This window comes from Bradyrhizobium sp. SHOUNA76, from assembly GCF_023006445.1.
Classification (GTDB): domain Bacteria; phylum Pseudomonadota; class Alphaproteobacteria; order Rhizobiales; family Xanthobacteraceae; genus Bradyrhizobium.
Genome location: NZ_JALBHA010000454.1, coordinates 1 through 5,347, shown reverse-complemented (window position 1 = coordinate 5,347; position 5,347 = coordinate 1). Strand labels below are relative to the sequence as shown.

Sequence of the window (5,347 nt, the reverse complement as noted above, 5' to 3'; positions counted from 1 at the left end):
CATCCCGCCTTCCGCCGCCGTCTCCCGCGCCGCCGTCAGAATCGCGCTGCGCCGCGCCGCGAGGCGCTTCACCACTTGATGCGTCCGCCGATAAACCATGGCGCGCTTCCTGTCCCACACGCCTGCCGCACGCCCTGCGGCCGAACGCTTCGTCACTGCAGTAATTGCAAATCGCCCCGCAAGGACTGAACAACTATTCAGGAGGGATGACAAGATGCATTTGCGCGAAGCGTCATATCTCAAAGCGGCGAGACAGATTCGCTCAAATGCGCAGAGCCGGTTGGTAGACGGCTAACCGCAATTGTTACCGCGATCTTAAAAGCAGCCCGGCGACTGTACCGGAGTACTGCGATCCCTCCTCGGTCCAGCATGATCGACTCGGACGCCCGGACCGCCTGGCAGCTCTTCAATCTGAACTGGCTTCCTGTCGCAGCCATGCGCCGTGCCCACGAGGAATTTTCAATATCCCGAAGTCTCGATGGTGGGCTCCGCCTTCGGTCTTCAAGCCATGACGGAGCTCTGCCCATCTCCGAACTGAAATCGCCGACCAAAAGAAAAGAGCCCCGTCGAGGACGGGGCTCTCGGAAATCTCTGGTTCGTCCGGCCTTACTTCAGGCTGGTCGAGATCGAGGTGAACTTGGTGTTCAGCGTGGTGCCGAGGTTGTTGACCACGGTGATGATGGCCAGCGCGATGCCGGCAGCGATCAGGCCGTATTCAATGGCGGTGGCGCCGGATTCATCCTTCACGAAACGCGCAACGAGGTTCTTCATAGAAGTGCTCCAAATGAGTACACGAGGCTTACAACTGATCCGGTCTTTTCGGCTTCCCAGCGCCGCCCGACCATGAAACCGAACGTAGGGGCAAAGAATTGCGCCGCAGTTAATTCGACTGCGTAAACACTGGGCGGGTTGCGTGTATTCGCCGATGGTAAATCGAAATCTAAAATAATCCGTTAAATTGTCGGGACATGAAACCGGCCTGGCGCGGCCGGTTTACCCGAAGTTATGACCCGCCGTGATCCAATGCCGACCGCTCGGACCGAAACGCGTCGAGACGAATGGTTCATCGCGCTTCGGGTTATTGTTGGGCGCGATCTTCTCGGAAAAGCCGCGACCTACTTTGCGCTAACGCGGCCCTCCGGGTCCGGATCGTGCTCGACGACAAGAACAACAGGACGACGAGGCGGCATGTCCCTTTCCTCTGCCAACAGCATCGCGGTGCAGAGCCGCGCGAGGGCCCTGGTGCCGCTATGCGTCGGCGCCGGAGCCTACCTGTTCTACCTCTTTCTCGGCGACACGCTGCTTCAGGATTCCGACTCGTTCTGGCAGATCAAGATCGGGCAATGGATCCTCGATCACGGCGCCATGCCCACCACCGACTTCTATTCCTTCACGCGAACCGGCGCGCCGTGGATTTCGACCTCATGGCTGTCGCAGGTGCTGTTCGCCTTCTCCCATGCGCAATGGGGCTGGGCAGGTCCCGTCATCCTCACGGCGGTCGCGGTTGCGCTGACGCTCGCAATCTTCGTCTACCTGCTCGACGCGCAGATCGGGGCCCCGCGCGCCGTGCTGTTCGCGATGCTGGCGCTGCTGCTATCGATCCATCACGTGCTGGCACGGCCGCATATCCTGGCGCTGCCCCTCCTGGTGGCGTGGTGCGGCCTGCTGATGGGAGCTGCCGACCGCAGGCACGCGCCGTCCTGGACCTGGCTGCCGCTGATGGCGCTCTGGGCCAATTTGCACGGCGGCTTCGTGCTGGGCTTGGCGCTGATCGGCCCGATCTCGCTCGAGGCGGTCGAGCATGCCGAGAAGGGACAACGACTTCGACTGTTCATGCGTTGGGTGCTGTTCGGAATCGGCGCGCTGGTCGCAAGCTGCTGCACGCCCTATGGCTGGCGGACGCTGCAGGGCGCGACCAACATTCTCGGCCTTGGCGAGCTGCTGTCGCTGATCTTCGAATGGATGCCGGCGAACTTCGCCACCTTCACCTCCTTCGAAGGCGCCCTGCTCGGCCTGATCGCATTCGGCTATTATCGCGGCCTGGTGCTGTCGGCGCCCCGGATCTTCCTGATCTTGTTCCTGACCTGGAGCGCGCTGACCCATGTCAGGAGCATCGAGGCATTTGCGTTCCTGGTGCCGCTGGTGCTGGCAAAGCCGCTCGGCGAGATGTTCCCGCGCGCGACGCCTGACGACACTGGTACCGACCGCTGGCCGGCCCGCTATGTCACCGCGCTCGGCGCGCTGATGATCGTGGCGGCAAGCTGGACCTCGACGTCGCTCTACATGGGGCACCACCGCTTCACCTTCACAATGACGCAGACGCCGGTTGCGGCGGTCGACCTGCTCGCGCAACGCAAGGTGCAGCGCATCTTCAACGCCTACCAGTTCGGCGGCTATCTGATCTCGCGCGACATTCCGGTCTTCGTCGACGGCCGCGCCGAGCTCTATGGCGAGAAATTCGTCATGGACTTCTTCAAGGCGACGGAGGGCAGGAAGCCCGAGCTGCTGCCGCGCCTGCTCGATGAGTACAAGATCGACGCGACCCTTCTGGTGGCCGATGCGCCGGGCCCGCAGATCCTCGACCAGCTCAAGGGCTGGAAGCGGATCTATGCGGACGACATCGCCGTGATCCATGTGCGCGCCCCCGCAGACATTGCCGCCGCGGCGCCTTCGAAGTGAGGATCGCTGCCATAGGCGACCCCTCGGCTGCAGAAGCATGGTTAACCGCGCATCACCACACTGGTCGGGCTCCCTCCATCGTCCTCATTCTGTCCGCCCCCAGTAATGCAGCGCCTTAGATCCTTAACGGTTGCGGCAAGGCGACCTTAACCGCCGTCTCATAGACTTCCGCCCCTGCAACCCCAGTCGGAATCCTTCGCATGGCGGCCAATTCCAGACCGATCCGCTACAGCCTCGTCATCCCCGTGTTCAACGAGGAAGCCGTGCTGCCGGTCCTGTTGCGCCGGCTCGATCTGGTCATGTCCCAGCTGGACGGACCGGCGGAAGCGATCTTCGTCGACGACGGCAGCAGCGATTCCAGCTCGATCGTGCTACGGGCGCTCGCCGCGCGCGATCCGCGCTTTCGCTATATCGGCCTGTCGCGAAACTTCGGCCATCAGATCGCCATCACCGCCGGCATGGACGCGACGGCGGGTGACGCGATCATCGTCATGGATGCCGATCTGCAGGACCCGCCCGAAGTGATCGAGCAATTGATCGCGAAGTGGAAGGAGGGCAACGACATCGTCCATGCCCGCCGCCTGTCGCGCGAGGGCGAAAGTCGATTCAAACGTGCGACGGCGCACCTATTCTATCGGCTTCTCGGCAGGATGTCCTCTGTCGGCATCCCCGCCGATGTCGGCGACTTCCGCCTGATCGATCGCAAGGTGTTGGAGGCACTTCGGCAGATGCCGGAGCAGGATCGCTTCGTACGCGGCATGATCGCCTGGCTTGGTTTCCGGCAGGCCGAGGTCGCCTTCCACCGCCTCGAGCGCGCAGCGGGCGAAACCAAGTATCCGCTGTTCAAGATGGTGCGGCTCGCGATGAACGCCGCGCTCGGCTTTTCCGATCTTCCCTTGCGGCTTGCAATCTGGTGCGGATTGACGGTCTCGGGACTGGCCCTGCTTTACGGCGGCTGGGTGATCCTGTTGTGGCTCAGCCAGGACAGCCATCTCGTGACCGGCTGGTCATCGACAATCGTCGTCATATCCCTGCTGTGTGGAATCAACATGCTGATGACCGGTATCGTGGGACTCTATGTCGGCCGCATTCATGCCGAGGTGAAGCGCCGCCCGCTCTATGTGGTGCAGACGCGCGCCGGCTTCGATCGCAACGAGGCGGCGGCAGCACCCGCGATCCGCGCCGTCAACGAGTGACCCGCCGCATGACTGAGCTCTTCGACGGTTATCACGACAACTACCGCGATGTTGTCCAATCCTCGATCGACTTCTCCGGCTTGCCGCATCATTTCTTCATGCGCGCCAAGGCGGATCTGTTGCGCGATCTGATCGCGCAGCGGCTGGACGCGGTGAGGCCCGACATGCTGGACGTCGGCTGCGGCGTCGGCAGCCTTCATCCCCTGCTGCACGGCATGGTCGGTCGCTTGAGCGGCATCGACGTCTCTTCGGCCAGCCTGGCGCAGGCCCGCGCGGTCAACGGCGGGGTCGACTACCGCGAGTTTGACGGACGCACTTTTCCCTTCGACGACGCCAGCTTCGATCTGGTCACGGCCATCTGCGTGATGCACCATATCGTGCCGACCGAATGGATGCATTTCATCGCCGAGATGCGGCGGGTGGTGCGGCCGGGGGGACTCGTCTGCGTGATCGAGCACAATCCGTACAATCCGCTGACACGCCTTGCCGTCTCGCGCTGTGAATTCGACCGGGACGCCGTCTTGCTCGGCGCCGGCACGACGCGAAAGTTGATGGCCGCTGGCGGCTTGCGCGAGATCGGCGCCCGCCATTTCCTGCTGCTCCCCTGGGACACCAAACCGGCGCGTCGCCTCGAACATGCCCTGGGCGGCGTGTCGCTCGGAGGTCAGTACGCGGCCTTCGGGACCGCCTGACTTATCTTGGCGGCGTATCACGCCGCTTGTGCACGACGGCCACATCGTCGCCGTAAACGCGTTGCCACTGGGGCAGCCGATCCAGCATCGCGACCGCCGGTGTCCGCGGCGCGAGCAGCGTCGCGCCGATGTCGTATTCGTCGAGCAGCTTGAGAAAATCTGCGAGGTCAACCAGCGCCAGGGCACGATTATAGCGGTCGATGAACGGCCCTCCGTATAGTTCGCCGCGACCATCGACAAAGGTGGGAATGCCGGCAAAGATCAAATAGCCGCCGAACGAGTAATCGTTGAGGATGCGCCCCGTCTTGGCGAGGTCGGCTTGAGCGATCGCAGCCTGGGGGGTGATATTGGAAGCCGGCCGTATGTCGCGCGCCAGCGCCGCGCCGCTCATTGCGATCAAGACACCGAACGCCGCCAGATTCAGGCCGCGAGACCAGCCCTCCGCATCGTCCGCGGTCCGCTTGCCGAACTTTTGGCCTAAGGGGGCCGCCAGATAGAGCGGCGCCAGCATGGCCAGCAGATCCGCATTGCGGACCTGCGCCAGTGCGAAATGGAGCAAGCCGATTACCACCAACGTCCGTACGACCGGCAGCGTCACGCCGCGCGACAGCGCAAAGATGCCAGCCAGCAGCAGCAATTCGAAACCGCCGATATGGCTGAAATCCTGCGGCCGCCATTCCGCGATCCAGGCGAGCGCGGAGCCGAGGCCGAGCGTCGTCAGCGGCATCAGCAGCGGTTCCGGCCCGTGCGGCGTCAGGCAGGACGCGGCGAGGGCAAGGG

4 protein-coding genes and 2 pseudogenes are annotated in these 5,347 nt (G+C 63.3%); 3 read left to right on the top strand and 3 right to left on the bottom strand.

Annotation, left to right across the window (positions count from 1 at the left end; translation table 11 throughout):
- Both MOV74_RS30560 and MOV74_RS30555 read right to left on the bottom strand, forming a co-directional pair.
- Positions 1–156: pseudogene (locus MOV74_RS30560) on the bottom strand (TetR/AcrR family transcriptional regulator); the annotation flags it as partial.
- Positions 157–606: 450 nt separating this feature from the next.
- Positions 607–771 (bottom strand): Flp family type IVb pilin, encoded by a 165-nt coding sequence (locus tag MOV74_RS30555; RefSeq protein WP_027545569.1) that lies wholly within the window; start codon positions 769–771, stop codon positions 607–609.
- A gap of 417 nt (positions 772–1,188) precedes the next feature.
- On the opposite strand from MOV74_RS30555, the gene MOV74_RS30550 reads away from it, so the two are divergent.
- The 3 genes from MOV74_RS30550 to MOV74_RS30540 all read left to right on the top strand — a co-directional run bounded on the left by MOV74_RS30550 (position 1,189) and on the right by MOV74_RS30540 (position 4,567).
- A complete protein-coding gene (locus MOV74_RS30550; RefSeq protein WP_246930513.1) occupies positions 1,189–2,679 on the top strand; it encodes a hypothetical protein in 1,491 nt (496 codons plus the stop codon).
- Between the two features lie 200 nt (positions 2,680–2,879).
- On the top strand, positions 2,880–3,875 hold the full coding sequence (locus MOV74_RS30545) for a glycosyltransferase family 2 protein (RefSeq protein ID WP_246930511.1): 996 nt from the start codon (positions 2,880–2,882) through the stop codon (positions 3,873–3,875).
- A gap of 8 nt (positions 3,876–3,883) precedes the next feature.
- The gene (locus MOV74_RS30540; RefSeq protein WP_246930509.1) at positions 3,884–4,567 is read left to right on the top strand and encodes a class I SAM-dependent methyltransferase; all 684 of its coding nucleotides are present in this window, start codon (positions 3,884–3,886) and stop codon (positions 4,565–4,567) included.
- 1 nt (position 4,568) lies between these two features.
- On the opposite strand, the pseudogene MOV74_RS30535 reads toward MOV74_RS30540, so the two are convergent.
- Positions 4,569–5,347: pseudogene (locus tag MOV74_RS30535) on the bottom strand (hypothetical protein); the annotation flags it as partial.